Source organism: Synechococcus sp. A10-1-5-1, assembly GCF_023115425.1.
Lineage (GTDB): Bacteria > Cyanobacteriota > Cyanobacteriia > PCC-6307 > Cyanobiaceae > Vulcanococcus.
Genome location: NZ_CP096032.1, coordinates 2276763 through 2303643 on the forward strand (window position 1 = coordinate 2276763; position 26881 = coordinate 2303643).

A 26881-nucleotide genomic window follows, 5' to 3' on the forward strand; every position below is an offset into this window, starting at 1 on the left:
GGCTACTTCAGTTGAACGGGGCTCCCGTGGCGGAGCCCAGAGCGGTTGCTCAGAATCACACGATCCGCCGCCGAGAGACCGCTCAGGACGGGATAGCGATCGCCCTGCAAGGGTCCCAGGCTGACGCTGCGCTGAAGCGCGACTTTGCTGCCCGCCGGTAGGCGCTCGATGCTGGTCAGCGGCGTTTTGCCGGGATCCTTCTTCCATTGGGCCGGGGTCCCCACCACAAAGACGAAGGTCTGGCCGAACTGACGCGTGATCGCCTCAAACGGAACGGCGAGGTGGCGCTCGGCGCCAATGATCAAGCGGGTTCTGAGCCGCTGGCCGTCTCGAAGCGTCCCCTTGGGGTTGTTGATCTTGGCCTTGGCCAGAAGGGTCTGACTGGTGGGGTTGATGTTGGGGTCAATCATCGTCAATCGCCCCTTGGCAACGGGGCGTTGACCCTGTCCATCCAGCAATTGCACCAGTTGGCCGCTCGCCAGACGGTTCGCCTGGGCCGCCGGCACGTCGATGCGGGCCTGTAGGGCCTCGTTGCGGATGATCCGGCTAAAGGGGCTACCCGCCTGCAGGACATCCCCCGCTTTGACACTCAGATCGCTGATGACCCCTGCGATGGGAGCACGCACATCTTTGTAGGAGAGATCCGCCAACTTCGCCCGAAGGGCTTGGCTGGAGCCGATCGCCTTGGCTTCGAATTCATCGCGCTGCAGGGCGGTTGCCGCACCCTCTTTCACCAGGCCTGCAAAACGTTCGTAGGCCAGTTGATCGCTCTTGCTTTGGGCTTGGAGGGCGGAGACATCCGCCTTCAGTTGGGTTTGATCGAGCACCAGCAGCAGTTGTCCCGCCTGCACGGATTGCCCTGACTGGACGAGCACCCGTTGGATGCGCCCGCCGGCCTGGGCCGCGAGTTCGATCTCATCGGTGGCCTCCAGGGTGCTGACGGTGTCGATGCTTTGCACGAACACTTCCCGCTCCAGCGGCGCCGCCTTGACCTTTTGCGACGGCCGCCCTGCAGGGGATCCGCAGCCCCAGAGAGCGAGAAGTCCAAGGGCGGCTAGACCCGGCCAGAGCGATTTAGGCATGCGTCCTCCGGGCCTTGAGTTGGAGCTCCCAGCCCTTGATCAACCTGTAGCTACTGGGGACGACAAACAGGCTTAAAACAGTGGCCACCAGCAGGCCAAAGAAAACCACGGTGCCGATGCTGATGCGGCTGCTGGCGCTGCTGCCGCTGGCCAACAACAACGGTAGGAATCCCGCGAGGGAGGAGATGGCCGTCAGCAGAATCGGCCGCAGCCTGGAGCGGGCGGACTCGCGGATGGCCTGGTCCAGGTTCAGCCCCTCCCGCAACCGTTGATTAGCGAATTCCACGATCAAGATTCCGTTTTTGGCTGCCAGGGCCACCAGGACCAGCAGCCCCATCTGGCCATAGACGTCGAGCGGCAGCCCCCGCAGCACCAGGCCCCCCAGCGCCCCCAGCAGGGCCAGCGGGACGGTGATCAAGATGATGAAGGGGTCCAGCAGGTTCTCGTAGAGGCCGGCGAGCACCAGCCCCATCACGAACACCGCCAGGGCAAAGACCCGGAAGGTGCTGCCGCCTGAGCGTCTCTCTTCCTCGGCCAGTCCCCTCCAGGCCAGGTCGGTGCTGCGGCCGCCGAGCTGCTGTTGCAGCCGCTCCAATGCCGCCATGGCTTGCCCGGTGCTCACCCCAGAGGCCGGCAGGGCGCGGATGCTGATGGAGCGCACCAAGCGGCTGTGGTTGATCGTGCTCGCTCCGCTCGAGGCCTCCACCTGAACAAGCTGGCCGACGGGAATCAGCGCTCCTGTTTTGGAGCGCACCTGCAGAGCCAGGACGTCATCGAGATTGCGCCGTCCTGAGCCATCGAGTTGAACAATCACCCGGCGGACCTGGTCGCCCTCAAAGCTGTCGTTGACATAGCTGCTGCCCAAACTGGCCTGCAAGGTGCTCACCAATTGGCTCAGTTCCACCCCGAGGGAGGCCATCTGCAGTCGATCGGGCTCCAGGCGCAACAGCGGTGAATCGGCGCTGAAGCGGGTTGAGACCCGCTCAAACAGACCAGTGGCATTCGCGGCTTGGATCAGCCGTTGGGCCTCCCCAGCAAATTGCTGCAGGGACAACTGCCCATTGCTGGTATCCAGTAGCTCCAGCTCCAGGCCCCCTTCGCTGCTGAATCCGCGCACGCTGGGCGCTTGGCTCACGATCACCGTCGCCCCTGAGATCTGTTGTCGCAGTAAACGGTTGAGCCGTTTGGCCACCGCTTCGGTGCTGGGACGGCCAGGCCCTCGCTCACCGATCGGTTTGAGCCGCAGAAAGAGCAGGCCCTTGTTGGGGGTGCTGTCGCCGAAGGACCGTCCGGCATAGAAATTGCCGGTTCGAATCGCCGGGTCCGCCGAAGCCAGTTGTTGGACCTGGGTCATCACGGCCTCGGTGCGCTGCAGCGAGAGCCCCTCCGGCAGGACCACCACCCCCCTCAACTGCCCGTTGTCCTCCTGGGGAATAAAGGCCGTGGGCCTCCAGCTCAAGCCCAGGGCTGTGACGAGTAGGCCCACCAAGACGCTGGCCATGACGCGACGGCGGAGCTTCAGGGAACCCTCCAACCAACGGCTGTAGGGCTCCTCCAAGGATTCAAGCCAGCGCCGGGGCGGATCAATCCAACGCAGCAGCCAGGCGGGCTCGCGCTGCTCGGCATGGAGCAAGCGGCTCGCTGCCACCGGGGTAAAGCTGATGGCGTTGAACGTCGACACGGCGATGGCCGCACTGATGCTGATGGCGATCGGGGCATAAAGGCGGCCCACGCTTCCCTCCAGACCGATCACCGGGAGGAAGACCACCACCAGCACCAGAGAGGTTGCGACCACCGCTCCGCCGAGTTCGGCCATGGACTCACGGGCAGCGGCCAAGGGGGAGGCCCCCGCTTCCAAGCGGCGTCCGATGTCCTCGCTGACGACGATGGCGTCGTCCACCACCAGGCCCGAGGCCAGCACCATTCCAAACAGGCTGAGGGTGTTGATCGAGCCACCGGCCAGCTTGATCAAGGTGATCGATCCGAGCAGGGAGACCGGGACGGCCAGGGCGCTGATCAGGGCCAGGCGACTGTTGCCGAGCCCCAGCAGTAGGGCAAGGAAGACCAGCAGGACCGCATCCCTGAGGCTGCCCGCGGTTTCGCCAATGCTGGTGCGAATCGTCTCCGCTTCGTTGACGATCAGCTGTAGATCAATGCCCGGGGGGATATCTGGCTGGAGCTCCTCCAGGGCCTGCTCCACGGATTCGCTGACGGCGAGGGCATTGGTGCCATCGCGTTGGTAGACCCCAATGGCGACTGCGCTGCGGCCCTGGAGGTTCGTGGCGACGGCGTCATAGCTCTCGCTGCCCAGGCTCACCCGCCCGATGTCACTCAGGAGAACGACCCCGCCCTCGGGCCCCTCCCCAACGACCAGTTGCTCGAGTTCCGCTCTGCTGCGGAGCCGTCCCTCCATCTCCAGTGGGAGGGTGGTGGCCTGTCCGGGAGGCATGGGCGCTTCACCGGTTTGCCCCAGGGCAGCCAAGACGTTTTGGGCCTGAAGGGCCCGTTCCACATCGTTGATCGTCAGTTGCCGCTCGAGCAGCGCCGCGGGATTCAGCCAGAGCCGGAAGGCCAGAGGGCTGCCGCCAAAGAGGCGGACATCGCCGACCCCCTCGACCCGCTGCAGCCGTTGCTGCACGACTTGACTCACCCAGCCGTTCAGAAACTGCGGCGTGTAGCGCTGGGGATCAGCGCTGAAGCTCAGGATCATCAAGAGGTCATCGGAGCTGCGTCTGACCTGAACGCCGAGGCGGGCGACCTGGGCCGGCAGTCGTCGAAGGACCTGGGCGATTTCGTTTTGGGTGTTGACCTGGTTGAGCTCGGGGGAGCCGCCGCGGAAGTTCAGCTGAATGCTGCTGCCGCTGCCACTACTGCTTGAGCGGATGCTCTCCAGTCGCTCAAGCCCATTGAGTTGCTGCTCGATCAGAGCCGTGACCCCCTGCTCGACCACCTCCGGGCTTCCCCCGGGGTAAGAGCTCCGAACACTGACGCGACCAGGGGCAATGCCCGGCAGGTTTTCCACCTGTAAGCCGCTCAAGCTGAGGGCCCCCATCAGCAGCAGGAGCAAGCTCAGCACCAAGCTGAATACGGGCCGTCTCAGGAACAGATCTGAGAGGGTCCGCCTCGGCGGAGTCATGGCTGGGTAGAGGGCAGATCAGCCTGGTTCAGCCCCGGCTGTTCTTGCAACCATCTCAGGGTGGCCCGATCTCTGGGGCTCAGTTCCAGGACGGGGATTGGCCCGGCTTTGACGGCCAGGGCATCGCCGGCTTGGTCGCTGTGGCCCCAGAGCCCGAAGGCGTGGCCTAGCTCATGGAGGCTGGTGGCTTGAATCGCCGTTTGGGCTTGCCCGGGGCTGATCAGCACCGTCACCAGGGGCTCCCGCTGCCAGCGCTGTTCCCGCTGCACCTCCCGCAGTTGGAGCAGCGCCCTGCCATTGCTGGCGCGGTTGTTCAGCCGTGGAGGTCGGCGCCGCTCCACGAGGACCTGGGCCCGCAGTGGATCGGAGACCACTTGGATCGGTAGCTGGTCCTGCCAGGTGCTCAGGGCGGCCTGCACGGCTTGGTGCCAGCGCTGCTCCCAGATGGCCCCAGGCCCCTTGGCGCTCACGGGCTCAACCCAGACGCACCAGTGCGGGCGGCTTGGCCAGCCTGCGGGGGTGGTCTTGAGGCGGCGGCTGTAGCCAACGCCGTTGTCGCTGACGGCTCTCGCCTTGATCAGGAGCGGCCCCTGGCTGGACCAGGGGCGCACTTCGGAGGCCAGGGAGCAGGCTGGAGGCGGAAGCTCCATCGCTGGAATTAACCCGGCAGCCCGACGCCCCGGGCCATCAAGGTGGCGAGGAAGGGGATCAGGGCGAAGCCCACCAATTCAATGTTGAGGATCCAGGACAGGCGTTTGGCCAGGGCTTCGCTGACCTGAGGCAGCTCCCCTTTGCGTAGGGGGATGGCCCAGAGGATGTAGGTGACGGTTGGGTAGAGGGAGAGGCCACCAACGGAGAGATAGAGGCCGACCTTCCACCAGAACAGCGGATTCTCCGTGTAGAACTCCGAGCCCTGACCGAAGTACATCACCCGAAGGATGCCGCTCACCAGCAGGGCAAGCGCGGCCATTCCGTAGACCACATCAGTGATCACCATCAAGGTGGCGTCCTTGCGGTTCGGGTTGGGCTGGATCAAGCGACGCTCCAGCACCAGGGCGCCAAAGCAGAGCATGAAGCTCAGGTAGTGGACGTAGGCCACGCCCGCTCGGGTGAGAACGGTCGGTGCGATGTCGGCGATCAGAGCCGGGGCGGGCATGGCCTTTTGGGCTGTACGTGGCTTTAGACCGTAGCGACTGAGCTCCTGAGCTGGTTCTGCTCATGCTTTGGAATCCAATCTGTAGTTGCGAAGTAAATCTGAATTTGGGAAGGAACTTGGAAACTTGGAAGCTTTTTAGTGGCTTTTTTTATTGAGTAAAAAAGCCCTTAGGTTCAAATCAGCAGAACCCGCAATCATGGCCAGCTCGCTGAGTGCTTTTTTGGGTGAAATTGGTCGTCACCAGTTGTTGACGCCAGAGCAAGAGCTGATGCTTGGCCGCAAGGTACAAGCGATGGTGCAGTTGCATGAGCGCTGCACCATGGCTGGTGGTGTTGGCGAGGCCTGCGCCTACAACGACATCGAAAAGCGCACGATGCGCGTCGGCGAGCGGGCGAAAGATCAGATGATTACGGCCAACCTGCGCTTGGTGGTTAACCTGGCAAAGCGCTACCAGGGCAAGGGACTTGACCTGTTGGACCTCATCCAAGAGGGAACCCTTGGGTTGACTCGGGCGGTTGAAAAGTACGACCCCACCCGTGGCCACCGGTTCAGTACTTATGCCTACTGGTGGATTCGTCAGGGCCTGAACCGTGCTCTCTCGACCCAAAGTCGCACGATTCGCATTCCTGTCAATGTCAATGAAAAGTTGACACGTTTGCGGGCGGCGAAGGCTCGCTTGATGCAGCGCAATGGAATGGCGCCCAACTCTCAACAGTTGGCGATAGCAATGGGCCTGCCTCTTGATGAAATTGAAGATTTGCTCGGTTGTGAGCTCCGTAGCGTCACCGTCAGCCTGCAGGGCATCGTCAAATCCAAATCCGATCCCACGGAGCTGGTGGATGTGTTGCCGAGTGAGGACCTTCCGCCGATGGAGCGTTGCGAACTGGCTGAGCGCAATGCCGCGGTCTGGAAGCTCTTGGATCAGTCAAACCTCACCCCGAAAGAGCGCACCGTGGTGATGCTGCGCTTTGGTCTCGATGGCAGCCATGAATGGCGCACCCTCGCGGAGGTTGCTCGCTTGCTGGGCTGCAGTCGGGAGTACTGCCGTCAGGTCGTCCAGCGGGCTCTGCGCAAGCTACGCAAAGTTGGAATCCAAAGCGGATTGGTCGATGTCAATTCCGTCGTGCAGTAGGCCTGCCTTCAGAATGGTGTGATCGCTTGAGGTGACACCAGTCCATGGCTGTCGATCCTGCTGCCCAGCCCATTGATGCCCAGGTGCTGGGCAGCACGGAGGTCGATGAGGGCGCGCTGCGGCGGTTGTTGCGCCGTGCCGGCCGTGCCATCGCCCGGCCAGCCATTGAATGCTTGGAGCTGATGTTGGATCCAGGCACACCGCCTCAGGTCCGGCTGACCATGCTGGCGGCCCTGACTTATCTGTTTGTGCCGGTTGATCTGATCCCCGATTTCATCCCAGCAGCGGGCTTCAGTGATGACCTGGTGGCCTTGACCGCCCTGCTGGGTCTTTGCACAAGTCACATGAGCGACCCCATTCGGATGCGGGCGCAGCGCAAACTGGATCGCTGGTTTCCCCCGACGCGCTGATGGCTGCTCTCACCTCTGAGCAGTTAGATGAACTGCAGTCCTTCATCAAGGACTGGCTTCGCCATAGCGGCCGCACCCAGTCCGACTTGCGGCGGGCACTGCGGGCCAGTTCGATTCGGATGCCGGTCTTGCTCGATGAGTTGGATCGCACCTACCGGCGGGATGGCTTGGTGGGGTTGGCGGAACGCCTCTGTGACATCGAGGCGGTCTGGCAAAGCGAGGATCAAGGAGACGTTGGGCCTACTGAGACCTCACCCGCTGTCGAGGACTCCTTGGGGCAACTCGATCTCCTCCTGGAAGAAATCCGACTGGAAGTCGGAGACGGCTGACGGCCGCCTCGACCCACGTCACAGTGGGTGCACGTTGCACCGTTGAGATGTCCCGCACCCGTTGGCTGGCCTGGGCTTCCGCCGTTGCCCTGGGCGGGGCCTGCCCCGCGGCCGTTCAGGCCCAGTCGGAAAGCTTCCTCTGGGGGCCGGGCAGCAATGTGGGCCCCGCCACCACGGTCGAGCCCAAAAACTGCGTGACGGCGGCGGACGGAAGTATCACCTGCGACACCAAACTGGTGAACCCTCCGGGGGATACTCCGGCGAAGCCCCAGTACACGCCCTTTCGCAATTGAAGTCTCTGTTTTGTGATCGCACCTTCCTGAGAGGGATCTCAGGGTTTGAGCGCGCGCTGGCCAAGGTCCTCTCGGTCACCCTCACGGTGGTCCTGGTGGTGGCGACCCTGCAACTGTTGATTGTCCTAGGCAGCGACCTGCTGGATCTCCAGGTCAACTGGACCGGTGAGGGCCTGGTGGGTCTCCTGGATCAAGTCCTGGTGATCTTGATTGCCGTGGAGGTCCTCCAGAACCTCACCGCCTACCTGCGGGAACACGTCGTTCAGATCGAGTTGGTGCTGGTGACGGCGTTGACGGCGGTCGCCCGAAAGGTGATCGTCTTCCCTCCGGGGATGCAGAAGGACCCGGCTGTGCTGATCGGCTTGGGGGTGGCGATCGTCTCCTTGGCGGCGGCCTACTGGCTGGTTCGTCAATCGCACCTCAAGCGTCCGCCGACCAGAACAGAGCCAGCCACACCGTCCCAGGATCCGGATCGGTTGCCGTAACCCGATGCCGGCGGTGCGGTGCGATCAACAGCGCATCGCCGACGCAAAGGTCCCGAGGCGACTCTTCGTCTTCAAATTGCAGTGAGGCGCTCCCCTGGAGCACCAGAACCCATTCACTGTCCTCCTGGTCGTACCACCCTTCCGCTGGGCTGCTGGCCTGACAGGAGTGAATCCGCTCGAGGCGCCAATGCTGACCGCTGGCCAGTACATCGGTTCGCTCCTGGCCTGATGTGGGGCGGTCCCCCCGCAGCAGATTCGGTTGATCCGTGGGTCTCGGTTGTTTGGGGCTGCTGTCCCCCCAGCGCCGGCCGATCTCAAACCCGAACTGGGCCGCCAGTTGGACCACATCGTGGTGATTGCTGCAGTCCTGCAGCGCTTGCCGAACCTCGGGCTGGGCTTCGCTCAAGGCCACGAAGGCATTGAGTTGCTCGATCTTCTTGAGGAACTGTTGGAGCTGGGCTTCGGCCATCAGCTCAGTATCGGTTTCAGCCCTTTGCTCAGGTTGAACCGCTCGAAGCTCACCCCACGGATCAACAGCTCTTCTCTCCAGCGGATCCGCCAGCCGAGCTTCAGCAACAGCGGAGTGGAGATCAGGCTGGCTTCGGTCTGCAGCTCCAAGAGCGCGTCCCGCGCTGCTTGCGCTTCCACGGCCTCAATCAGGGCGCGTCCATGGCCATGGCGTTGGGCCCGGGGGTGGCAGTAGAGCAAGGCCAGGCGCTGGCGGGGATCCCGTAGGGCAAAAGCGACGATTCGGCCATCGTCCTGTTCGCTTGCAAGCGCATGGCCACGCTGAAGCTGTATGCGAATGGAAGACCCTTGACTAGCCCAGGCTTCTCTTTGTGCCTCTGTGTACAGCTCCTGGTCGCAACTCAGCACCGCCTGCTGATAAATCCTGATCGCTTCACAGTGCTCCTCCCTGCGTAATTCTCGGATTCGATGCATCGAGGGCTTTGTTAGTCAACACCTTGCCGAATTCTGGCTTGATTTGATTTTCTTGGATCTGGTCGCTAGCTAAACCGTGCTGTATGTTGCATCAGTATCCGGCTAAGACCCTTTACTTCAATGCTCACCGGTTCCGATCTGCTGGCCAAGGTTAAAGAGCTTGGCGATGTAAGTAAGTCCGATATCGTTCGTGCTTGCGGTTATGTCTCCTCCAAGAAGGATGGTGGTGAGCGCCTGAACTTCACCGCTTTTTACGAGGCACTCCTGGAGGCCAAGGGCGTTGAACTGGGCGTCAGCAGCAAGGTTGGTAAAGGCGGTCGCAAGCTCAGCTACACCGCCACCGTTCAGGGCAACGGCAACCTGCTGATTGGCAAGGCCTACACCGCCATGCTTGATCTGCAGCCCGGCGACGAATTCGAAATCAAGCTCGGCCGTAAGCAGATTCGTCTGATTCCCGCCGGTGGTAGCGACGAGGACGAGGAGTGATCGTCGGCCTCAACGGCTGAGATTCACTTCGACTCCAGACGCCCCCTCGAGCGATTCGAGGGGTTTTTTTTTTGCCCAGTTCAGGACGTCTTGATAGTCCTCAGGATGGCAGCTCAGCAGGATGAGTTGAATGCCTTGCTCCATGCCGCGATGCAGCATCGCTTGCAATTGCGCTAGCCGCTGCCGGTCGGTGTTGGTAAAGGCATCGTCGAAAACCAAGGGCAGAGCGCCGTCATAGGCACCCATCAGGACTTCGGCCATGGCCAGGCGCAGGGCCCCAGAGAGTTGTTCGCGCATTCCTCCACTGAGCTGCGCAAACGCATAGGCCTGGGTGTCTTGCAGCAGTTGCAATTGCTGGAAGCCATGTTTGGGATTGAATTCCAGTAGGGCCCGTTCTGGCCCTGTATTCAGCAGAACCTCGAGGTAGGGATTGAGGGCCGAGCAGAGCGGTTCGCTGTAGCGATTGGCGAGTTCCGCCTGGGCCTGGTGGAAGTGCTCCTGCAGCAGTTGCAGGGCTTGGGCTTCACGCTCCTGGTTGCGCCTGTCCAGTTGGGCGTTTTCCCAGCGGGCCTGGGCCAGCTCCAGTTGAGCGGTGGGGTTTTGGGCTCCGAGGCTGGCGCAGAGTTGCTCGTTCTGTCCCCGCTCATTCAGCAGCTGCTCTTTCTCCTGGTCGAGCTGCTCGAGTCGCTGGGCCGCCCCCAGAGATCCGGGGCGCTGGTGCTGCAGTCGTTTTCGCTCACTGTCGATGGCCGTCAGTGCGGCACGCCGCTCTAGCAGCTGTTGCTCCAGACGCTTCAGCCGCTCGGCGACGGCCTCGGGGGACTCGCCTTGGGATTCCTGTTGGAGTCGCGCGTTGAGCATGGCTAAGGAGCCTCCGAGTTGCTCGAGGCGGTTGCGGCGTTCCTCCAGTTGGCGGGCCTGGGTTTCTTCCTGTTGCCGCTGCTGTTGTTGGTGTTGTTGCTGGCGGTCAAGAGCGGTGCCTTGCTGCTGAATCGCCTGGCGCAGTTCCCCATCCAGTCCTTCGAGCGCCGTGGCGTCCTCCGGCAGTCCCTCCTGGCTGTCCTGAGCGATGGTTTGCTCGAGCTCATGCTGCCGCGGCAGCAAGGCGTTGAGGCGCTCACTCAGCCCAGACCAGGGGATGGCCTTGGCGGCGTTGCGCAGGTTGATGAGATCCCGCTCGAGGCTGCGTCGTTGTTGCTCAATCGTCTCCGCCGCTTCGCTGTTGGCGGCCCCAAGCCGTTGCGCCAGGAGCTGGCATTCCTTGCGGCAATGCTCCAGTTGGGCTTGGGCCTGGGGCAAGGATTCGCCGCCACCGGGACTCACCCTGAGGCGAACACCGTCGCCGACCTGCAGGTCGCTAATGCTGTTGAGCTGACGCCTCTCCCCGGGTTGGATCGCTTCTCCGGCGAGCTGGATGACTTGATTGCTTTGGAGAACTTCGATGCTGGTGGCCATGGCCTCCAGCCGCGCCTCCGCTTGGGCGGCGGCTTGCTCGGCCCGCCGGAAGCCACGCACCTGTTCCGCATCGATCGGCGGCAGTTCGGCCAGGGTTTGCTTCAGCCGGGAGGCTTCCGACTGCAGGCGGTTCATCTCCTGCTGGTGGGATTCGAGCTGTTGACGCTCCCGCCGCAGTTGCTGGAGAGCAATGCGTTGTCGAATCGCCTCCTGCCGGAGCCGCAACGTTTGCAGCTGCTCCTGAGCTGCAGCGATCTGCTGTTCGTCCTGCCGCCGTTGGGTTGTCCTGAGTTTCTGGTGCTCGTCGGACTCGGCCAGTTGCTGTTGGAGAAGGAGCTGCTCTTTGCGTTGCTCCTGTTGGGTGCGCTCGAGTTCCTGCCGTTGCTTTTGCTGCTGCTCGAGGGTGTTCCGTTGCAGCAGCACGGGCTCCAGTTCTGCCTGCAGCAGTTGTTGTTGCTGCTCCAGTTCCCGCTCCCGCAGTAAGCCCGGCCGCAACTCCTGATCAATGGTCCTCAGGCGTTCGGCGATGGTCCCCAGCCGCTCCATGGCCTGCTCGAGTTCGCGTAGCTGCTGCCTGGCCTCGTTCAGCTGCGCAAGGCAGTCCTGTTCCTTCTGGATGACCTGGGCCAGCGGGGAGCCGGCTTTGATGCGGCCCGTTGGGGTGAACAACTGGCCCAGACGCTGCTGGAGCTGCTCGACGACCTGGCGATCAAGGGAGGACTGCAGGGTCCCCAGATCGGTCTTGGACTGGAGCTGTTGGAGCAGCCGCTCGTAGTCGTAGCTCTCGGGTTTTCCCTCCAAGGGGTTGAAACCCGAGTCCCCCTGCCGCACCCAGAGGTGAGCCCAGCGTTCTGGAAGTTGGGCGATCCGCCGTCCTTCGATAGGCCCCTCCAGACCCAGCAGGCGCGCCAGCTCCTCTTCCGCCGCGGGACCGCTGAGGGCTTGACCCTGCTGGTTGCTGAGCTGACAGGTTCCCCCGGCGCCGGCGAAGCGTTTACGCAGGCTCCAACGCTCCCCGTTGGCGGCAAAGCAGAGCTCGATCTCCGGCAGGCCGCCATGGGTTCGCGAGCGGAGCTCCTCGACCCCGCGACCGGTGGCGGTGGACCGTAGGAACAGGGTTTTATGCAGCGCCTCGACGAGGGTGCTTTTGCCGGATTCATTGACCCCGCCAATCAGGGTCAGTTGGCGACCAAAGGTCAGCTGCAGATCCAGGTGTTGACGGACCCGTTGCAGGCGACAGGAAAGCAGGTGCATGGCTCAGTCCCTCGCGCAGCGGTGCAGTTCGGCGAGGGCCAGCTGCAGCAGCTCGCGCCGCTCCTCCACGAGCGCGGTGTCGTCCAGTTCGGACTGCAGGCGATGGGCGACGTTTGCAATTAAAGGGTCGCTGGGCCGTTGGCTCAGGGCCTTGAGTTCGGCGGGATCTGGGGTCAGCGCGCAGCGCCCCCGACGCTTCAGGCGCAGGAGTTGGGCCTCCAGGCGCTCGATCAGGGCGTCGTAGCGGCGATGGCCCGCGAGACTCAAGCTGCCGCTCTCCTCCAGCAGCAGCAGATGCTGTCCGGGCTCGTCGCCCAGGAGCCCCTGCAGCTGAACTTCAAAGCGTTCCAGCTCGTCATCGCTGCTGAGCCGCACCGCTGCGGCATGCCACTGCAAGGCTGCGGTGGCCACTGGTGTGACCTGGGGCAGGCCGCCCCGTTCTGCCCGGACCGCCAGGACGACTCCATCGCGGTAGGCGTCATGACGAGGAAAGCGATCGGGTTCAGGGGTTCCGCTGTACCAGCACTTGGCATGGACCTGTTTAAGACCGTGCCAATCCCCAAGGGCGACGTAGTCGAGCTGCCCGAGCAGACCGTCATCCAGGCGCAGTTGGTTCAGGGCGCTGGCGGTGTTCTCCTCATCGGCATCCAGGTCATTGGAGCTGAAGCCATGGATGGAGCCGTGGGCCAGCAGGAGGCGAGGACGGTCGTTGGGCAGCGATTCCCAATCGATCGATCGCACCCAGGCCGTCGGGTCCTGGCTGTCACTGCGCCGGAGGAGGGGGCAGGGCAGCACAATCGCCTGCTCGAGCACCACCGGTCTGCGCTCCAGGAGCACCTGGATGTTGGGGGCCCGCCGCTGGCACTCCTCCTGGAAAAAACGCTGGTGCCAGACGCTGCCTGGGGCACCGTGATCATGGTTGCCAGGGATTACCAAGACAGGACAGTCCAGCCGGCCGAGGGCTTGGCAGACGGTGCTGATGTCGCTGCTGCTTGGTGTCGGTGAGTCGAACAGATCCCCTGCGACCAGTAGGAAAGCAGCGTCCTGATCGAGCGCGCACTGGCCGATTCGATCGATGGCCGCGATCCGCACTTGCCGCAGTTTGGCCCGTTTGTCAGGGTCCTCGACCCGGGCGTAGGGCTTGCCGATCTGCCAGTCGGCACTGTGCAGAAAGGACAGCATGCATGTGCGGAGTTGTGGGGCTATTTCAGCGCGGCCCCTGGGGTCGTGGGCCGGTCAGACTGACGCTTGGTGCTCTGCGCCCCCTCTGTGCTGAATTCCATGACGCTCTCTGCCCTGCGCCGGTTGCTCTTGGCCCTGGTCTTGGTTCTCGGGTTGAGCGTTTCAGAGCCGGCCTGGGCTGACGGCGCTCAGCTGTTTGAACTGCACTGCGCGGGCTGCCATCTCAACGGCGGCAACATCATTCGCCGCGGTAAGAACCTGAAATTGGCGACCCTCGAGCGCCAGGGCATCGCCTCCCAGGAGGCGATTGCAGCGATCGCTGCCCAAGGCCAGGGGCAGATGAGCGGGTATGCGGAGGCTCTGGGAGAGGACGGTGTCCAGCAGGTGGCCGAGTGGGTCTGGCAGCAAAGCCAGGCCGGCTGGCCGAAGGCTTGACCTAGAAGGCCTGGATCCAGGGGTGGACCTCGAGGGCTGTCCAGATTCCCTGGCGCCAGTAGACGTCGTTATGCAGCAAGTCCTCGACCTGCTGCTTGGACTCCGCCTCGTAAATCCCGAAGACGTGGCTACTGGTCTCGGTGGGGCCGAGGGTGATCAGCAGCCCGTCATCCTTTTGGCGCTGCAGGCCGGCGAGATGTTCCTCGCGGTAGGGGGTTCGTTTGTCCAGCGCGTTCTCGCAGTAGGTCCCCCAGAGAACAAAGCGCACGGATCAGCTGGCGTGTCCCAGCAAGCTACAGCCAGCCCCCGGCGAAGATCGGCTGTTGGATCTTGGCGGGCAGTAGGACCGGCTGGTTGCTGGGTTCAGCGCCGGCCTTGTCGCTCCAGCGCACCTTGCAGCGGAAGGTGCCGTCCTTGACCTTGAGGACATATTGCTGAGGCACGGCCTGATCGGGCATCAGGTATTGGGCCTGGTTGCAGGCGTCGACCTCTGAGATGTTGGAGGTGAACTCACTCCAGCCGGCTTGGGCAGCGCTGGGGGCTAGGAGCAAGGCAGCGCCCAAGAGGCCGCGGGAGAGGCGGGTGCGCAGCGCCATGTGGAATGGTCCCCAGCTGGATCGAACTGAAGGAATTCTGCCGTGCGGATCCAGTGCTGGATGGTTAGTGGTCGAGGGCTTGGCGCAGTTGACCACAGAATTCAGCGGCCGCAGCGGCGACATCTCCTTGTTGGCTGTGGCTTTCCGCCATCACTTTGACCAGGGCGCTGCCGACGATGGCGCCATCGGCTCCCCAATCGCGGACCTGGCGCGCCTGTTCGGTTCCGGAGATGCCAAAGCCAACGGCCACGGGGGTCGGACCCATCCCTTTGAGCTGCTGCACGAGGGTGGCCACCCGGTTCTCCAGGGTGGTTCGCACGCCGGTCACGCCGGTGACGCTGACCAGGTAGGTGAAGCCGCGGCTGGCCTGGGCAATCCGTGCCATGCGATCAATCGGAGTGGTGGGAGCCACCAGCAGCACAAGATCCAGTCCTGCGGCTTCAGCAATGGCCGAGAGTTTTTCGGCTTCTTCGAGGGGGAGATCAGGGACCACCAGTCCTGCTGCGCCGGCGGCGGCGGCGTCGCGGCAGAAGTTCTCCATCCCGCGGTTCAGCAGCGGATTGCTGTAGGTGAAGAGGATGACCGGAATCGAGAGCTCGCCCTTGAGGCTCTGCAGCATCTCCAGCACACGACCAGGGGTTGTTCCGGAACCCAGAGCTCGGCTCGCGGCGAGCTGGATCACTGGACCATCCGCTAGCGGATCGCTGTAGGGAATCCCCAGCTCGATCATGTCGGCACCTGCTGTCTCCAGGGCCAAGAGGGTGGAGCGGGTTTGGGCCAGATCAGGGTCGCCTGCCATGAGGAATGGCATCAAGGCACAACGCTGTTCCGACTTCAGCTCCTGAAAACGCTGCTGGATCGGGGTGCTGGTGGTCACGGCAGCGTGAGATCTGCTGCTGAGCCTATGGCCTCAGCCCTCGGCCTCTTGGGCCAGCTCCTGCATCAGTCGTTCCTGTTCCTCAGGACTCAGGGCATCGAAGCGTTTTTGCAGCTCTTCATCGGTCGCGGCGTCATAGACCGAGCGGTAGCGGCGACGCTGCTCCATGTAGGTCATGTTTCCGCTCACGACCCGGAAGAGATAGGAGCCAGTCCAGACCAGGACGATGACCACCAAGAGAGCCTGGGCGGCAATGCCGGCACTGAAGCCTTCAAAGCCAGCCGCTTGGAAGGCCCAGTACCCGATGCCCCCTATGCCAAAGATGGCCAGGCCGGCCAGAAGGGCTTTGCCCCGCGTAATCCCAGATCCCATTAAGTGTTGCCCTGGCCCTGCATGCGCAGGTTCACAAACGGTGCGAAGAGGATCAGTCCAGGGAAGAAGAGGAAGACCAGTCCATAGACAGCTGTGCGCTCGATCTTGCCCATCAAGGTCCAACGCTTGGTCATCCAAGTCATGAGGGCCAAGGGCACGGCCACCAGGTAGGCACCGGCGAGGGCCCCATAGGCGGCCAGCACCAGCAGGGTCTCATTGGAGAGGGAGCTGAGGAACCCGGGCAGTGGCACGGCGATGGTGCAACGTCTCGGTAAATCTAAGATGGGCGGCGCCGGGACCATGGCGGAATTGGTAGACGCAGCGGACTTAAAATCCGCAGACGGCAACGTTGTGAGGGTTCAAGTCCCTCTGGTCCCATGCGTTGCTCAGTGAGTGACTGACATTGGAGTGGACGCCGCTCGCCTCCGCTTCATGACAGTTCAGCTGACAGTTTGAGAGGCCGTGGCCAGGCTGATCACTGTTGAGCACTGGCCTGTTTTCGATGCTTGAGCTGCTCCCGCCGCTCAACGATCACAACCTCCCTTGGATGGACACGATTCATCCAATCGTGGTGCACTTTGTGATCGCCATGGCCCTGATCGGCTTTGTGTTCGATCTGATCGGGGTGGTCTGGCGCCGTCCGGCTTTGTTTGAAGCCAGTTTCTGGAATTTGTTATTCGCGACGGGGGCGATCTTCGTCGCGATCATCTTTGGCCAGGTGGAGGCCGGTTTGGCCTCTCCCTATGGAGCAGCGCGCAATATCCTCGACATCCACACCACGATCGGCTGGTCTTTAGCCGGTGTGTTGTCGCTCCTGACGGGTTGGCGCTACGTGCTGCGTAGCCGCGATCCAGAGGCGCTGCCCCTGGCTTTCCTCGGCGCGGGAGCATTGGTGAGCGCCTTGATCGTTGTTCAGGTTGTCCTGGGCGACAAGTTGATTTGGACCTATGGCTTGCACACCGTGAAGGTGGTGGCGGCCACGCGTGAGGGGCTGATCTGATGCTCCCGCAGCCGATGGCTTTGGCCTACAGCCCAGAGGCCGCTCCAATTGATCAAATCGCCGGGGAGTTGGGTGCCAATGGCTTGCCCTATGCCCTGCCGATTCATCCGAATTTGGTGCATCTCACCATCGGCTTGTTTGTGATTGCGATTGCCTTTGATGTGGTGGGGGCCCTGTATCCGCTGGAGAAACGGGTTTTTCGCTTTTTGGCCTTGCCGATTACCCGCGGCGGTTTTCACGACGTCGGTTGGTACAACCTGCTGGCCTGCGCCCTGGTGACGTTTTTCACCGTGGCCAGTGGCTTCTACGAAATGCTCACCGCCGTGCCGCTCCCAGGGGTGGTCAGCACCTTTGGGCTGGGGAGCATGACGACCATGCTCTGGCACGGCGTGGGCGGCGTTGTCCTGCTCACGGTGATCACAGCCATGACCGTCTGGCGCGGTTTCCAGCGCTATCGCTGGCGGCGGGACATGGGGCGCCAGGTGCAGTGGCTCTATCTGCTGGTGGGCCTCGGGATGTTTGCCCTGTTGGGTTTGCACGGGACCTTGGGAGCTCAGTTGGCGGCGGAGTTCGGCGTTCATATCGCTGCCGACCAGTTGCTTCAGGCCGGCGTTGACCTCCACACCGCCCTGCCTTGAGGAGAGAGTCGATGAGCGATAGCGCCCCCCGTCCCACCCTCTCGCGGCCAGCTTTGGCAGCTCTGCTGGTCTGGGTTGTTCTGCTGCTTGGGTTCAGCCTCTGGATGGGGCAGCAGTCCCACCATTGGCTGCCCGTTCAGGCCTCGACCGCTGCTCCATTGGTGGATGACCTCTTCAGCTTGGAGACCGCCATCGGCACCTTTGTCTTCTTCGGCGTGGTCTCGGTGATGGTCTGGGTGGTGATCTTTAACCGCGCCGAGAAATACGACGAGAGCGATGCCTTCCCGATCGAAGGGAACACGAAGTTGGAGGTCGTCTGGACTGCGATCCCCTTTGTCCTGGTCATGGCCATTGCCTTCTGGACCATTCGAGCCAGCGACAAGCTGGGGATGTTGGGCCCGATGGAGCACATCCATCTGCGCGACTCCACCGAGGAGGTGGGGGGGTATCCCGGAGATCGATTGCCCGCCGAACAGGTGGAGGTGATTGCCCGGCAGTGGTCCTGGGAGTTTCGCTATCCCGGCAGCAACGTCTCCTCGACTGAGCTCCACCTGGAGCTGGATCAACCCGTGAGCTTGCGGTTGGTCTCTGAGGACGTGCTCCACAGCCTCTTTATTCCCGCCTTCCGCATCAAGCAAGACGTGGTCCCTGGCCGGGCCATTGATCTCAACCTCACCCCCACCCGGGAGGGGGTCTATCGCCTGCGGGATGCGCAGTTCAGTGGCACCTGGCATGCCGCCAACCAGGCCGATGTGGTGGTGGAGAGCGCGGCGGCCCATCAGCAGTGGCTTGATCAGGGCGCCCGTCAACCGCTTCAACCGGGCTTGAGCATCGCCGTAGATGAGTTCGCCATCCGTCAGTCCAAGGCCAACCCGGGTTGGGCCACGGTCCCTCCTGCTCCACCCCCTCAGGTGAATGTCCCTGGAGATCCCAAGCAGCCCCATGACGCCTGAGCCCTGAGCCGATGACCATCGCCACCTTTCCCCCTGAACCGCCACCGGAGAGCAGCTGGAGGCGCTACTTCAGTTTCTGTACGGATGCCAAGGTCATTGGCATTCAGTACATCGTCACCGCTTTCTTTTTCTTCCTGATCGGTGGCCTCTTGGCCATGGTGATTCGTGGAGAACTGATTACACCAGCTTCAGATCTGGTTGATCGATCTGTCTACAACGGCATCTATACGATGCACGGAACAATCATGTTGTTCCTGTTCATCTTTCCGGTTCTCAATGGCCTCAATAACCTGCTGATCCCCACGATGATTGGCGCACCGGATATGGCCTTCCCTCGGCTCAATGCGGTGGCCTTCTGGTTGGTTCCAATCTTTGGAACAATCCTGATCGCTAGCTTTTTTGTCCCCGGTGGTCCGGCCTATGCCGGATGGTGGAGTTATCCACCTGTCAGTCTTCAGAATCCCGCGGGTCACCTCTTTAACGGCGAGGGGCTGTGGATTACGGCCGTGGCCCTTTCTGGGGTTTCCTCGATCATGGGCGCAATCAACTTTGTGACCACGATCTTGAGAATGCGGGCGCCGGGGATGACCTTGACCCGGATGCCGGTATTTTGCTGGACCGCCTTTGCAGCCCAGTGCCTGCAACTGATTGGCCTACCTGCGCTGACCGGCGGAGCGATCATGTTGCTGATGGATCTGAACTTCGGCACCAGCTTTTACCGGGCTGAGGGTGGTGGCGACCCGGTGCTCTATCAGCACTTCTTCTGGTTCTATTCTCACCCGGCGGTTTATGTGATCATCCTGCCGGTCTTTGGGGTGTTCTCAGAGCTATTTCCGGTGTATTCCCGGAAGCCACTCTTTGGCTACCTCTATGTCGCCTTTGCCTCCTTCATCATCGTGGGCCTCGGGCTGATCGTCTGGGTGCATCACTTTTTCACCAGTGGTGTGGCCCAGTGGATGCGCAATCTATTCATGGTCACGACCATGCTGATCGCCGTCCCGACTGGAGTGAAGGTGTTCGCCTGGTTGGGGACCCTTTGGGGCGGAAAGTTGCGGCTAACCACCCCGATGCTCTTCTGCCTGGGTGGTCTCTTTAATTTCGTCTTTGCTGGTATCACCGGGATCATGTTGGCCACGGTCCCGATCGATATTCACGTCTCGAATACCTATTTCGTTGTCGGTCACTTTCATTACGTGATCTACGGGGCTGCGGTGATGGGCATCTTTGCGGCGATCTACCACTGGTTCCCGAAGTTCACGGGGCGGATGCCCTACGAAGGTCTGGGAAAATTGCACTGCTTGCTCACCTTCGTTGGGGCGAATCTGAATTTCCTTCCCATGCATCCCCTGGGGCTGATGGGGATGCCGCGGCGGGTCTCGAGCTACGACCCGGAATTCACCTTCTGGAATGTGATTGCCAGCTTGGGGGCCTTCCTGTTGGGGGTTTCGATCATTCCATTCCTCCTGAACATGGTGAGCTCCTGGATCCGTGGCCCCAAGGCGACCCACAACCCCTGGAATGCCATCGGACTGGAGTGGTTATTGCCCTCTCCGCCACCGGAGGACAACTTTGGTGAAGAGGTTCCCACGGTGATCGCGCGTCCCTACGGTTATGGCAGCGGTGAGCCTCTGGTGGAGCACCAGGCCGAACTGGAGCGGTCGTTGGCGCTGCAGGAGGCCGGACAATGACCACCACGGCACCGCGGGCTGAGCTGGAGCTTCATCCGAAGCACAACCTCACCGGTTTCATCATTTTCCTGTGCTCTGAAAGTGTCATCTTTCTGGCCTTCTTTAGCGGCTACGCCCTACTGAAGACATCGGCCCTCGATTGGCTCCCCCCTGGGGTGGAGGGGTTGGAGTGGAAGACGCCGCTGGTGAACACCGTGGTCTTGGTCTCCAGTTCAGGCACCATCGCCTTGGCGGAGCACTTCAAGGCCAAGGAAAACATGGTCCTGTTCCGCAGCTTCTGGTTGCTGAGCATGGCCATGGGGGCCTACTTCCTCTTTGGTCAGGCCGTCGAATGGGGAGGTCTGAAGTTTGGTTTGACCTCCGGCACCTTTGGCGGCACTTTCTATCTCCTCACCGGTTTTCATGGGCTCCATGTCGCCACCGGAATCCTGTTGATGGGGTTGATGTTGGTGAAGTCCTTTATCCCCGGCAATTACGCCGCTGGGGAGCAGGGCGTTCAAGCCACATCTTTGTTTTGGCACTTCGTGGATGTCATCTGGATCATCCTCTTTTTGCTGATCTACGTCTGGCAGTAGCCCTAGAACCATGATCATTGACGACATTCACTACGACGTCATCGTGATCGGCAGCGGTGCTGCTGGCGGGACGATTGCAGGTCAGTTGGCTGCATCGGGCAAGCGCATCTTGCTGTTGGAACGCGGTGGCGTGATGCCTCTGGCAGATCAGAACGTCGCGGACGTCGATCTATTTCGCAAGGACCGCTACCACCCTGGTGAGCAGTGGTTTGGCACCGACGGAGATCCCTTTTCTCCCCAGACGATCTATGCCCTGGGCGGCAACAGCAAGATTTGGGGTGGCGTTCTCGAGCGGATGCGGGAACGGGAGTTTGGGGGGCTACCCCTACAGGAGGGAGCGGCGCCGAATTGGGAGTTGAGTTATGAGGACTTCGCTCCCTATTACGACCGCGCCGAGGATCTCTATCGGGTGCATGGCGAGGCGGGGGTGGATCCAACGGAGCCATCGCGCACAGGGCCCTATGGGCATACCCCCCGCTCCTTTGAACCCTGGGTGGTCGAGCTCAAGGCAGCTTTGGAACGTCAGGGGACCCATCCCTACGCCCTGCCATTGAGTTGGTCGGAATCCGCCGAGGACCCCACCGGGGACGCCGAGCTGTTTGGTGTGGATCTGGCGAAGCAGGCTGCTCAGGTCAGCGTCCGTGATCGGGTCAAGGTGCGTCGCTTGCACGTCAACCCCAGTGGCAATGAGGTGCGCGCTGTGGAGGCGGAGATCGATGGTCATGCCTGGTTGTTCAGCGGCGATGTGGTGGTGCTGGCCGCCGGCGCGATCAACAGCGCGGCGATCCTTCTGCGCTCTGCGACCGAGCATCACAGCCGCGGGCTCTCTAACGGTTCTGATCAGGTGGGTCGCAACCTTATGAAGCCCCAGCTGACCTCGATCATTCAGCTGGCGGCCGCTTCCAACTCCGGTCGCTATGGCCGAAGCCTGGGTATCACCGATTACCTCTGGGGCGACAGCAATGTCAGCTTCCCCTTGGGCTCGATTGCCACGGGTGGTGGGGTGCTGCAGGACGCGCTCTTTGCGGAATCACCACCGGTGCTGTCCTTGGTGACCAAGTTGATGCCCAACTTTGGTTTAGAGCAATTGGCGGCTCGATCGGTCACCTGGTGGGCGATGAGCCCTGTCCTGCCCGATGCCCATAACCGGGTCACCCTGCGGGGGAATCATCTCCAGATTCACTATCTCCCGAATAACCGGGAGGCCCACGACCGTTTGGTGTACCGCTGGATTGACACCCTCAAGAAGGTGGAGAACGACCCCCTGTGCCAGGTCGTCAAGCCCGCTCCCACGCACCCCCGAGGCGAGGCGCCGCTGACCGTGATGGGCAGTGTCTGCGGCACCTGCCGCATGGGCTCCAATCCTGCGACGTCGGTGGTGGATCTCCAGGGCCGGAGCCATGAGCTGGCCAATCTCTACATCGCCGATGCCAGCGTCTTCCCGAGCTGTCCTGCAGTGGGGATGGGGCTAACGGTGATCGCCAATGCCCTGCGGATTGGCGATCGGTTGATGGACGTGCTGTGACCGACGTTTCTCACCAGCCGGTCTCCGAAGCCCGCCGCATGGCGGAGCGCGATCAGGACCAGGTGCCCTGGGCCCTCTGGGGTAGCTATCTGCCGGAGCGCCAATGGGGAACGGTACGGGAGGACTACTCCGCCGACGGCAATGCCTGGAGCTCCTTCCCCCATGACCACGCTCGTTCTCGGGCCTATCGCTGGGGTGAGGACGGGCTACTGGGGATCTGCGATTCCGAGTGCCGGCTTTGTTTCTCCCTAGCGCTTTGGAATGGCCTGGATCCGATCCTCAAGGAAAGGCCATTTGGCTTGGCTAACGGGGAGGGGAACCACGGGGAGGATCTCAAGGATTACTACTTCCACCTCGCCAATACCCCCACCCACAGCTTCATGCGTGGGCTCTACAAGTACCCGCAGCAGCGTTTTCCCTACGAGGACCTGATCGCGGAGAATGCACGGCGCGGCCGCGATGAACCCGAATACGAACTCGTTGACACCGGCATTTTTGACGAGAGCCGGTACTTCGATGTCTTCATTGAGTACGCCAAGCGCTCACCTCGGGACCTGGCGATTCGCCTTCGCGTGATCAACCGCGGCGATCAGGCGGCTCCCCTGACCCTGCTCCCCACCCTCTGGCTGCGCAACACCTGGAGCTGGGGCTATCCCGATGAGCGTGAGCAGCCGATGCAGCTGCAGGGTGATGCGCTGCAGGCCCAGGTTGGCGGCGGCCTCGGCAGCTATCGACTCCACTGTCGCAACGAGGGGCGTTGGATTTTTACCGACAACGAGACCAACACGGAACGTCTCTATCAGCAGCCGAATGTTCGGCCGTATCAAAAAGATGGTTTCCATCGCTACCTGATCGACTCCGAGCAGTCGGCGATCAATTCCCAGCAACGGGGGACCAAGGCGGCTCGGCTGTTGCAGCGGACCCTGCAGCCCGGTGAGGAGTGGCAGGTGGACCTGCGCCTGATGGCTGAGGACGAGGCGGGCGGCGAGGAGGCCTTTGGCCCGCAGACCGATGCGCTCTTTGTGCAGCGGGAGCGGGAATGGCAGGAGTTCTTCGCGGAGCGGGTCCCGAACCTCTCCAAGGAGGACCGCCTGATCCACAGCAGTGCCGCGGCGGGGTTGCTCTGGTGCAAGAAGTACTACGGCTGGAGCGTGTTGCGCTGGCTCGATGGCGATCCGACCTCGCCGCTCCCTCCTGCTGAGCGGTGGGCAACGGACAACGCGGAATGGCAGCGGCTCCACGCCCACGATGTGATTTCGATGCCGGATGCCTGGGAATACCCCTACTTCTGCCAGTGGGACTTGATGTTCCACGCGGTGGCCTTTGCGGTGTTTGACCCGGCGACGGCCAAGCAGCAGGCGATGGTGCTTCGCACCCCCCACTACACGGCCCCCAACGCCCAGACCCCTGCCTACGAGTGGGCGCTCTCCGATCCCAATCCCCCCATTGGCGCCTGGGCGGCGATGCGGATCTTTCAGATTGAGCGCAAACAGAACGATGAGGGTGACCTCAGCTTTCTGCATTCAGCCCTGCGCAAGCTGATCCTGGAATACGGCTGGTGGGCCAACCGCAATGACCGTGGTGGCGACAACCTGTTTGAGGGGGGCTTCCTCGGGCTCGACAACATCGCGGTGTTTGATCGGCGCTATCCCTTGGCCGATGGCAGCCGTATTGAACAGTGCGATGGCACAGCCTGGATGGCCTCCTTGAGCCTGAACCTGCTCAACATCAGCGTGGAGCTGACCCGCACGGAGCCTGAGTACGCCGACATCGCGGAGCGGTTCGTCTATGACTTTGTTCAGCTGGCGCTGACGCTGAACCTGCCTGGCAATCGCGGTTACCTGAATTGGGACGAGCAGGACGGCTTCTATTACGACGTCATCAAACGGCCGGATGGCTCCACGGAATACCTGCGGACGCGCTCGGTCTCCGGCTTGATCCCGCTGCTGGCGGTAGCCAGTTTTGACGTCGAGACGGTGAAGCGGCTACCGGTACTGGATGTCACCCAGAGTCTGAAATGGTTCTTGCATGAACGCACCAGCCCTGAGTGGTTGCTGGAGCAATTCGGCCAATGGCGCCATGACCGTCTGCTGTTTTCCCTGGTGCCGGAGCAGCGCTTGCGTCGGATCTGTGAGCGTCTCTTTGACGAGTCGGAATTCCTCTCGCCCTATGGCATTCGTGCCCTCTCCAAGGTCTACGAAGACCATCCCTACACCTTTACTGAGGGGAGCGAGACCCAAACCCTGGGCTACAGCCCAGCGGACAGTCCGGTGGCGATGTTTGGCGGCAACTCCAATTGGCGTGGTCCTGTGTGGATTCCGATCAACTTCCTCTTGATTGAGTCCCTGCAGAAGTTTGGTCATTACTACGGGGATGACCTGAAGGTGGAGTTCCCCACGGGCTCAGGGCGTTGGCTGAACCTTTGGGATGTCTCCCTGGAATTGCAGCGTCGTTTGGTCAATCTCTTCCGCCGTGATGCCTCCGGCCAGCGGCCGTTCTTGGGCGATGTGGAGCTGTTCCAAAACGATCCCCATTGGCGGGATTTGATGCTGTTTAACGAGTACTTCCACGGTGACAACGGCCGTGGAGTTGGAGCGAGTCACCAAACCGGCTGGACGGCGATGGTCTGCAAGATGATTAATCAGTTGAGCCGTTATCCCGCACCAGGCGCGCCTTCATCACAAACAGCGGACAGCCCTTGAGCCCGTTTCTAGCTTGCGGTTAGTGGCCGCTGAAATCGGTGTTCGACGCACAACTGCAAAAGCCCGATCGCCAAGACTTTGACGTGGTGATTATTGGCAGTGGTGCAGGTGGCGGCACCCTGGCACGCGTGCTGGCGCCCACGGGACTGAGGATCCTGATCCTGGAGCGGGGGGATTGGCTACCCCAGGAGCCCGAGAATTGGGATGCCGAGGCCGTCTTTCAGAAGGGCCGCTATGTCTCCAAAGACATCTGGTACGACGGCAAAGGACAACCCTTTCAACCCGGTAGCCATTACTTCGTGGGCGGCGCCACCAAGATGTATGGCGCCCATCACTTCCGCCTGCGGCAGCGGGATTTTGAGCAGCTCCAGCACCGTGATGGAGTCTCCCCGGCTTGGCCCCTGCGCTACAGCGACTTTGAGCCTTATTACCAAAAGGCCGAGGAGATGTATCACGTCCATGGCCTCCGTGGAGAGGACCCCACCGACCCCCCAAGCTCAGCGCCCTATCCCCATCCGCCGATCTCCCATGAACCGCGGATTCAGCAGCTCGCCGATGATCTGCGCTCGGCTGGATTGAATCCCTTTCATGCCCCCAGTGGCGTGATGCTCAATGAAGCCAACATGGAGATCAGCCGTTGCAGGCGCTGCAATAACTGCGATGGTTTTCCTTGCCTGGTGCACGCCAAAGGTGATGCCGAGGTCTGTGGTGTGAGGCCGGCTCTCAAGCAGAGCAGCAATGTCTCGCTGTTGACCCGTGCTGAGGTGAAGCGCCTAGTGACCAATTCAGAGGGAACGGCGGTCACGGCCGTCGAGGTGGAACGCGATGGTGAACAGCTCAGCTACCGCGGGGATCTGGTGGTGGTGAGTTGCGGGGCGGCCAACAGCGCCCGGTTGCTCCTGATGTCGGCCAATGATCGCCATCCCCGGGGGGTGGCCAATGGCTCCGATCAGCTGGGCCGCAACTACATGTTCCACAACAGCAAGGCCGCTGTTGCGCTCTCCCATGAGCCCAATCCCACGGTCTTCCAGAAAACAATCTCGATCAACGATTGGTATTTCGGAGATGCTGATTACGACTACCCGATGGGCAATATTCAAATGACGGGAAAAACCCGTGGCGCGATCATGAAGGGCTATGCCCCACTGGAAACCTTCTTGGTCCCCGGCTGGACGATGGACAAAATCGCCGAGCACGCCCTGGATTTTTGGGTGTCAACCGAGGACCTTCCCGATCCCAACAACAGGGTGACCATCGATGCCGGTGGCCACATCCATCTGAACTACAAGGTCAACAACCAGACTTCAGCGGATCGTCTTTGGGGCCGACTGCAGGGGATCCTCGACAAGCTCTACTTGAAGAAGCACCTGGTGGAGCGCCAGGTCTACATCAAGAACGGAATGGGGATTGCTGCCGTTGGGCATCAAGCCGGAACCTGCCGGTTTGGCACCGACCCAGCCAGCTCGGTTCTGGATGTCCATTGCAAGGCCCATGAACTCGACAACCTGTATGTCGTCGATACGAGCTTTTTCCCCAGCATTGGGGCAGTGAATCCTTCCCTCACCGCCATCGCCAATGCCATTCGTGTGGGCGAGCACCTCCAGGCTCGCCTGAAGACCTAGAGGGTGAGGCCGGTTTGGAGCACCTGCTCGGTAATGGCGTGGTCCAGCGAGAAAAAGCCGCCGCCGCACCCGATCAGGACGCCACACATCACGACGTACATCGCTGCTTTCTCCCAGCTGGGGGGCTCGCCAACACCCAGGGGGCCGGCATAGTCACCTTCAGGAATCAGATAGGGGTCAACCGCGACAAAGGGGATCCCACTTCTCATCTCCAGCACCATGGCGTAGGCCATCGAGACCAGAATTCCAAAGGCCGCAATGGGGGTCAGGAGTCCCGCCACCAGTGCGATGCCGCCGGCCCACATCGATCCGGCCGAGAGAAAGCAGAGCCAGGCTGGGGTGCCCAGCATTTGCGACCAGGTCTGCAGGTTCTTCAGCTTCGGCCAGCCATGGCGGATGAAGCAGATCCCCGTGAAGACCCGCAGCACCAGCAAGGAGGCTTCCGCGATGGGTGATGGGGCAAGACCCGCGGGTGCATCTGGCACCAGCAAATTCACCAGGGTGAGGTCCACAGCACTTCTGTGTCTTCCTGAAAACTAGTCATCCCTCTCGAAAC

29 protein-coding genes and 1 tRNA gene are annotated in these 26881 nt (G+C 61.9%); 16 read left to right on the forward strand and 14 right to left on the reverse strand.

Annotation, left to right across the window (positions count from 1 at the left end; genetic code table 11):
- Positions 1-2: 2 nt before the first annotated feature.
- From MY494_RS12320 to MY494_RS12335, 4 genes are read right to left on the reverse strand one after another with little or no spacing between them, the layout of a single operon-like run.
- A complete protein-coding gene (locus MY494_RS12320) occupies positions 3-1082 on the reverse strand; it encodes an efflux RND transporter periplasmic adaptor subunit (RefSeq protein WP_247910535.1) in 1080 nt (359 codons plus the stop codon).
- On the reverse strand, positions 1075-4218 hold the full coding sequence (locus MY494_RS12325; protein WP_247910536.1) for an efflux RND transporter permease subunit: 3144 nt from the start codon (positions 4216-4218) through the stop codon (positions 1075-1077). The genes MY494_RS12320 and MY494_RS12325 overlap by 8 nt, the downstream gene beginning before the upstream one ends.
- Positions 4215-4868 (reverse strand): peptidase, encoded by a 654-nt coding sequence (locus MY494_RS12330; RefSeq protein ID WP_247910537.1) that lies wholly within the window; start codon positions 4866-4868, stop codon positions 4215-4217. The genes MY494_RS12325 and MY494_RS12330 overlap by 4 nt, the downstream gene beginning before the upstream one ends.
- An 8-nt stretch (positions 4869-4876) precedes the next feature.
- The gene (locus tag MY494_RS12335; protein ID WP_247910538.1) at positions 4877-5374 is read right to left on the reverse strand and encodes a DUF2214 family protein; all 498 of its coding nucleotides are present in this window, start codon (positions 5372-5374) and stop codon (positions 4877-4879) included.
- Between the two features lie 196 nt (positions 5375-5570).
- Here MY494_RS12335 and MY494_RS12340 point away from each other — a divergent pair, with 196 nt between their 5' ends.
- From MY494_RS12340 to MY494_RS12360, 5 genes are read left to right on the forward strand one after another with little or no spacing between them, the layout of a single operon-like run.
- Positions 5571-6506, forward strand: coding sequence for a sigma-70 family RNA polymerase sigma factor (locus tag MY494_RS12340; protein ID WP_247910539.1), 936 nt, complete (start codon positions 5571-5573; stop codon positions 6504-6506).
- A gap of 44 nt (positions 6507-6550) precedes the next feature.
- Positions 6551-6916, forward strand: coding sequence for a YkvA family protein (locus tag MY494_RS12345; protein ID WP_247910540.1), 366 nt, complete (start codon positions 6551-6553; stop codon positions 6914-6916).
- On the forward strand, positions 6916-7245 hold the full coding sequence (locus MY494_RS12350; RefSeq protein ID WP_247910541.1) for a hypothetical protein: 330 nt from the start codon (positions 6916-6918) through the stop codon (positions 7243-7245). The genes MY494_RS12345 and MY494_RS12350 overlap by 1 nt, the downstream gene beginning before the upstream one ends.
- Positions 7246-7292: 47 nt before the next feature.
- Positions 7293-7538, forward strand: a complete 246-nt coding sequence (locus MY494_RS12355; RefSeq protein WP_247910542.1) for a hypothetical protein — start codon at positions 7293-7295, stop codon at positions 7536-7538.
- On the forward strand, positions 7535-8023 hold the full coding sequence (locus MY494_RS12360; protein WP_247910543.1) for a phosphate-starvation-inducible PsiE family protein: 489 nt from the start codon (positions 7535-7537) through the stop codon (positions 8021-8023). Before MY494_RS12355 ends, MY494_RS12360 begins: the two co-directional genes overlap by 4 nt.
- Here the strand turns inward: MY494_RS12360 and MY494_RS12365 are convergent.
- Positions 7959-8492, reverse strand: coding sequence for a Nif11 domain/cupin domain-containing protein (locus MY494_RS12365; protein WP_247910544.1), 534 nt, complete (start codon positions 8490-8492; stop codon positions 7959-7961). The two genes, MY494_RS12360 and MY494_RS12365, sit on opposite strands and share 65 nt — an antisense overlap.
- Complete coding sequence (locus tag MY494_RS12370; protein WP_247910545.1) at positions 8492-8965, reverse strand: GNAT family N-acetyltransferase; 474 nt, start codon at positions 8963-8965, stop codon at positions 8492-8494. The genes MY494_RS12365 and MY494_RS12370 overlap by 1 nt, the downstream gene beginning before the upstream one ends.
- 120 nt (positions 8966-9085) lie before the next feature.
- On the opposite strand from MY494_RS12370, the gene MY494_RS12375 reads away from it, so the two are divergent.
- Positions 9086-9451, forward strand: a complete 366-nt coding sequence (locus tag MY494_RS12375) for an AbrB family transcriptional regulator (protein ID WP_247910546.1) — start codon at positions 9086-9088, stop codon at positions 9449-9451.
- A gap of 9 nt (positions 9452-9460) precedes the next feature.
- On the opposite strand, the gene MY494_RS12380 is transcribed toward MY494_RS12375, so the two are convergent.
- Both MY494_RS12380 and MY494_RS12385 read right to left on the reverse strand, forming a co-directional pair.
- Positions 9461-12160: an AAA family ATPase gene (locus MY494_RS12380; RefSeq protein ID WP_247910547.1), complete on the reverse strand. Its 2700-nt coding sequence runs from the start codon at positions 12158-12160 to the stop codon at positions 9461-9463.
- A gap of 3 nt (positions 12161-12163) precedes the next feature.
- Entirely contained in the window at positions 12164-13342 is a 1179-nt protein-coding gene (locus MY494_RS12385; protein ID WP_247910548.1) for a DNA repair exonuclease, read from the reverse strand.
- A gap of 99 nt (positions 13343-13441) precedes the next feature.
- Here MY494_RS12385 and MY494_RS12390 point away from each other — a divergent pair, with 99 nt between their 5' ends.
- Positions 13442-13777, forward strand: coding sequence for a c-type cytochrome (locus MY494_RS12390; protein ID WP_247910549.1), 336 nt, complete (start codon positions 13442-13444; stop codon positions 13775-13777).
- A 1-nt stretch (position 13778) separates the two neighbouring features.
- On the opposite strand, the gene MY494_RS12395 is transcribed toward MY494_RS12390, so the two are convergent.
- The 5 genes from MY494_RS12395 to MY494_RS12415 all read right to left on the reverse strand — a co-directional run bounded on the left by MY494_RS12395 (position 13779) and on the right by MY494_RS12415 (position 15873).
- The gene (locus MY494_RS12395; protein WP_247910550.1) at positions 13779-14045 is read right to left on the reverse strand and encodes a YciI family protein; all 267 of its coding nucleotides are present in this window, start codon (positions 14043-14045) and stop codon (positions 13779-13781) included.
- A 25-nt stretch (positions 14046-14070) separates the two neighbouring features.
- Positions 14071-14373, reverse strand: a complete 303-nt coding sequence (locus MY494_RS12400; protein ID WP_247910551.1) for a hypothetical protein — start codon at positions 14371-14373, stop codon at positions 14071-14073.
- Between the two features lie 64 nt (positions 14374-14437).
- Positions 14438-15250: a tryptophan synthase subunit alpha gene (gene trpA / locus MY494_RS12405; protein WP_247910552.1), complete on the reverse strand. Its 813-nt coding sequence runs from the start codon at positions 15248-15250 to the stop codon at positions 14438-14440.
- A 33-nt stretch (positions 15251-15283) separates the two neighbouring features.
- Entirely contained in the window at positions 15284-15622 is a 339-nt protein-coding gene (locus MY494_RS12410; RefSeq protein WP_247910553.1) for a DUF3007 family protein, read from the reverse strand.
- The gene (locus MY494_RS12415; RefSeq protein WP_247910554.1) at positions 15622-15873 is read right to left on the reverse strand and encodes an NAD(P)H-quinone oxidoreductase subunit L; all 252 of its coding nucleotides are present in this window, start codon (positions 15871-15873) and stop codon (positions 15622-15624) included. The genes MY494_RS12410 and MY494_RS12415 overlap by 1 nt, the downstream gene beginning before the upstream one ends.
- Before the next feature lie 43 nt (positions 15874-15916).
- Between MY494_RS12415 and MY494_RS12420 the strand changes: the two genes are divergently transcribed.
- From MY494_RS12420 to MY494_RS12460, 9 genes are all read left to right on the forward strand, one after another.
- Positions 15917-16000: transfer RNA gene (locus MY494_RS12420), tRNA-Leu, on the forward strand.
- A 124-nt stretch (positions 16001-16124) separates the two neighbouring features.
- Positions 16125-16622: a DUF2231 domain-containing protein gene (locus MY494_RS12425; protein ID WP_247910555.1), complete on the forward strand. Its 498-nt coding sequence runs from the start codon at positions 16125-16127 to the stop codon at positions 16620-16622.
- On the forward strand, positions 16622-17260 hold the full coding sequence (locus MY494_RS12430) for a DUF2231 domain-containing protein (protein WP_247910556.1): 639 nt from the start codon (positions 16622-16624) through the stop codon (positions 17258-17260). Before MY494_RS12425 ends, MY494_RS12430 begins: the two co-directional genes overlap by 1 nt.
- Before the next feature lie 11 nt (positions 17261-17271).
- Positions 17272-18213 (forward strand): cytochrome c oxidase subunit II, encoded by a 942-nt coding sequence (locus tag MY494_RS12435; RefSeq protein ID WP_247910557.1) that lies wholly within the window; start codon positions 17272-17274, stop codon positions 18211-18213.
- A gap of 11 nt (positions 18214-18224) precedes the next feature.
- The gene (locus tag MY494_RS12440) at positions 18225-19901 is read left to right on the forward strand and encodes a cbb3-type cytochrome c oxidase subunit I (RefSeq protein WP_247910558.1); all 1677 of its coding nucleotides are present in this window, start codon (positions 18225-18227) and stop codon (positions 19899-19901) included.
- Positions 19898-20476: a heme-copper oxidase subunit III gene (locus tag MY494_RS12445; RefSeq protein ID WP_247910559.1), complete on the forward strand. Its 579-nt coding sequence runs from the start codon at positions 19898-19900 to the stop codon at positions 20474-20476. The genes MY494_RS12440 and MY494_RS12445 overlap by 4 nt, the downstream gene beginning before the upstream one ends.
- A 10-nt stretch (positions 20477-20486) precedes the next feature.
- Positions 20487-22001 carry a GMC oxidoreductase gene (locus MY494_RS12450; protein WP_247910560.1) on the forward strand — a complete coding sequence of 505 codons (1515 nt, stop codon included), beginning with the start codon at positions 20487-20489 and terminating at the stop codon, positions 21999-22001.
- A gap of 38 nt (positions 22002-22039) precedes the next feature.
- The gene (locus tag MY494_RS12455; RefSeq protein ID WP_247912061.1) at positions 22040-24703 is read left to right on the forward strand and encodes a glucosidase; all 2664 of its coding nucleotides are present in this window, start codon (positions 22040-22042) and stop codon (positions 24701-24703) included.
- Positions 24704-24741: 38 nt separating this feature from the next.
- A complete protein-coding gene (locus MY494_RS12460; RefSeq protein WP_247910561.1) occupies positions 24742-26325 on the forward strand; it encodes a GMC family oxidoreductase in 1584 nt (527 codons plus the stop codon).
- Here the strand turns inward: MY494_RS12460 and MY494_RS12465 are convergent.
- Positions 26322-26837 carry a DoxX family protein gene (locus tag MY494_RS12465; RefSeq protein ID WP_247910562.1) on the reverse strand — a complete coding sequence of 172 codons (516 nt, stop codon included), beginning with the start codon at positions 26835-26837 and terminating at the stop codon, positions 26322-26324. The genes MY494_RS12460 and MY494_RS12465 overlap by 4 nt on opposite strands.
- Positions 26838-26881: the final 44 nt, after the last annotated feature.

Coding starts and splice junctions, on each gene's coding strand:
- MY494_RS12320 (WP_247910535.1), bottom strand. CDS start 1,082: ATGCCTAAATCGCTCTGGCCGGGTCTAGCCGCCCTTGGACTTCTCGCT.
- MY494_RS12325 (WP_247910536.1), bottom strand. CDS start 4,218: ATGACTCCGCCGAGGCGGACCCTCTCAGATCTGTTCCTGAGACGGCCC.
- MY494_RS12330 (WP_247910537.1), bottom strand. CDS start 4,868: ATGGAGCTTCCGCCTCCAGCCTGCTCCCTGGCCTCCGAAGTGCGCCCC.
- MY494_RS12335 (WP_247910538.1), bottom strand. CDS start 5,374: ATGCCCGCCCCGGCTCTGATCGCCGACATCGCACCGACCGTTCTCACC.
- MY494_RS12340 (WP_247910539.1), top strand. CDS start 5,571: ATGGCCAGCTCGCTGAGTGCTTTTTTGGGTGAAATTGGTCGTCACCAG.
- MY494_RS12345 (WP_247910540.1), top strand. CDS start 6,551: ATGGCTGTCGATCCTGCTGCCCAGCCCATTGATGCCCAGGTGCTGGGC.
- MY494_RS12350 (WP_247910541.1), top strand. CDS start 6,916: ATGGCTGCTCTCACCTCTGAGCAGTTAGATGAACTGCAGTCCTTCATC.
- MY494_RS12355 (WP_247910542.1), top strand. CDS start 7,293: ATGTCCCGCACCCGTTGGCTGGCCTGGGCTTCCGCCGTTGCCCTGGGC.
- MY494_RS12365 (WP_247910544.1), bottom strand. CDS start 8,492: ATGGCCGAAGCCCAGCTCCAACAGTTCCTCAAGAAGATCGAGCAACTC.
- MY494_RS12370 (WP_247910545.1), bottom strand. CDS start 8,965: ATGCATCGAATCCGAGAATTACGCAGGGAGGAGCACTGTGAAGCGATC.
- MY494_RS12375 (WP_247910546.1), top strand. CDS start 9,086: ATGCTCACCGGTTCCGATCTGCTGGCCAAGGTTAAAGAGCTTGGCGAT.
- MY494_RS12380 (WP_247910547.1), bottom strand. CDS start 12,160: ATGCACCTGCTTTCCTGTCGCCTGCAACGGGTCCGTCAACACCTGGAT.
- MY494_RS12385 (WP_247910548.1), bottom strand. CDS start 13,342: ATGCTGTCCTTTCTGCACAGTGCCGACTGGCAGATCGGCAAGCCCTAC.
- MY494_RS12390 (WP_247910549.1), top strand. CDS start 13,442: ATGACGCTCTCTGCCCTGCGCCGGTTGCTCTTGGCCCTGGTCTTGGTT.
- MY494_RS12400 (WP_247910551.1), bottom strand. CDS start 14,373: ATGGCGCTGCGCACCCGCCTCTCCCGCGGCCTCTTGGGCGCTGCCTTG.
- MY494_RS12410 (WP_247910553.1), bottom strand. CDS start 15,622: ATGGGATCTGGGATTACGCGGGGCAAAGCCCTTCTGGCCGGCCTGGCC.
- MY494_RS12425 (WP_247910555.1), top strand. CDS start 16,125: ATGCTTGAGCTGCTCCCGCCGCTCAACGATCACAACCTCCCTTGGATG.
- MY494_RS12430 (WP_247910556.1), top strand. CDS start 16,622: ATGCTCCCGCAGCCGATGGCTTTGGCCTACAGCCCAGAGGCCGCTCCA.
- MY494_RS12435 (WP_247910557.1), top strand. CDS start 17,272: ATGAGCGATAGCGCCCCCCGTCCCACCCTCTCGCGGCCAGCTTTGGCA.
- MY494_RS12440 (WP_247910558.1), top strand. CDS start 18,225: ATGACCATCGCCACCTTTCCCCCTGAACCGCCACCGGAGAGCAGCTGG.
- MY494_RS12445 (WP_247910559.1), top strand. CDS start 19,898: ATGACCACCACGGCACCGCGGGCTGAGCTGGAGCTTCATCCGAAGCAC.
- MY494_RS12450 (WP_247910560.1), top strand. CDS start 20,487: ATGATCATTGACGACATTCACTACGACGTCATCGTGATCGGCAGCGGT.
- MY494_RS12455 (WP_247912061.1), top strand. CDS start 22,040: ATGGCGGAGCGCGATCAGGACCAGGTGCCCTGGGCCCTCTGGGGTAGC.